Source organism: Anaerofustis stercorihominis (genome assembly GCF_024623185.1).
GTDB lineage: Bacteria > Bacillota > Clostridia > Eubacteriales > Anaerofustaceae > Anaerofustis.
Genome location: NZ_JANJZK010000060.1, coordinates 1 through 1,261 on the forward strand (window position 1 = coordinate 1; position 1,261 = coordinate 1,261).

Below are 1,261 nucleotides of genomic sequence, written 5' to 3' on the forward strand. Positions count from 1 at the left end.
AAGGGATATTAAACTTACTGAGGTCAATCAACCACATATCACCTAAGAAAGTTATTACCTTTAATAAAAGATAAAACTTTTCATGGTAAAGGTATGGGGTGACAAAACTTTCAAAAAATGCGGGTAGTATGAAAGAAGTTTTATATATTAAATACTATTAAAATAACAGGCAATAAAAAAGAATGCGACTGCATTCTTTTTTCTATCTTCTCTTTTGTAATTGTGTTTTGACAAGCCTCAGATTTTCTAATAAAAACTCTTTTTCATCTTTCGTACAATCCCTGAATATTACGTCTATTTCCGTTATCGGAACATGCCTTGTCTTAGTTCCGAAATTTATCCCCAAAATTTTATCAATGCTGATATTTAGTACATTAGAAATATTCAAGACAGTCTGGAGCGATGTCTTTGTATTGCCGTTTTCTATGTGGCTCAAATGGCTCACCGATAAATCCACAGCTTCTGCCAACTGCTCCTGTGTAAGCTTCTGTTTTATCCTCTGTCTTTTTAACCTTTCTCCCATCATTAAATAGTCTATTTTCATTTCTTTCCTCCTACATTTTATTAAATATTTATCTTACTTTATAATACTATATTTTTAAATGTAAAATAAGCTATGCAGACGTAGCATACGTCAACATATATTATGTTTTCATATAAAAAATAAAATTTCAAGAAATTGAAATATTGTGTAATATTTTTTCTTGCGATGTAAATACTTTACTTATAGAAGAAAAAAATCAGAGGACAGATGATATGAAAATTTCAAAAATCGTTTATAAAAGAATAACCGAATTATTAAAAGAAAAAGGCACAAACATAAATAAATTTTGCAGAGAACATCAAATGCCTACGACCAGTATTTACAGCATAGGAGACGGGAAGTCTTCTTCGCCGTCATTAAAACTTATAATTAGATTTTGTGATGCTCTCGACATAAGCTTATATGAATTTTTTGATTATGAACCGTTTAAAAACAGAGATTATGATCAGGAAAAATAAATAATAAAAAAGAACCTTCGTTTTCCCCATGGGTTCTTTTTTTATGTAAATATATTAAATATTCTATTGAGTGCAATATGCGTAGGGGCAGCTGTCGTTTGGAAAAATTGCGGGTTTCTTTTGAATACTACCCGCATTTTGTGAAATAACCTATATCCCGCACATTACCTTAAAAAGTTTTATCTTTTATTTAAGGTAATAAATCTTTTAGGTGATTTGCGGGTGAGTGACTTCAGTAAGTTTAATATCCCTTTTGCCG

2 protein-coding genes are annotated in these 1,261 nt (G+C 30.3%); one reads left to right on the forward strand and one right to left on the reverse strand.

What is annotated here, in order from left to right:
• Positions 1-202 precede the first annotated feature (202 nt).
• On the reverse strand, positions 203-544 hold the full coding sequence (locus NSA01_RS09975; protein ID WP_257481310.1) for a helix-turn-helix domain-containing protein: 342 nt from the start codon (positions 542-544) through the stop codon (positions 203-205).
• A gap of 212 nt (positions 545-756) precedes the next feature.
• Between NSA01_RS09975 and NSA01_RS09980 the strand changes: the two genes are divergently transcribed.
• Positions 757-1,002: a helix-turn-helix domain-containing protein gene (locus tag NSA01_RS09980; protein ID WP_007050005.1), complete on the forward strand. Its 246-nt coding sequence runs from the start codon at positions 757-759 to the stop codon at positions 1,000-1,002.
• Positions 1,003-1,261: the final 259 nt, after the last annotated feature.

What these genes read in the sequence shown, in the direction of transcription:
- NSA01_RS09975 (WP_257481310.1), bottom strand. Translation starts at nt 544, where the DNA reads ATGAAAATAGACTATTTAATGATGGGAGAAAGGTTAAAAAGACAGAGG.
- NSA01_RS09980 (WP_007050005.1), top strand. Translation starts at nt 757, where the DNA reads ATGAAAATTTCAAAAATCGTTTATAAAAGAATAACCGAATTATTAAAA.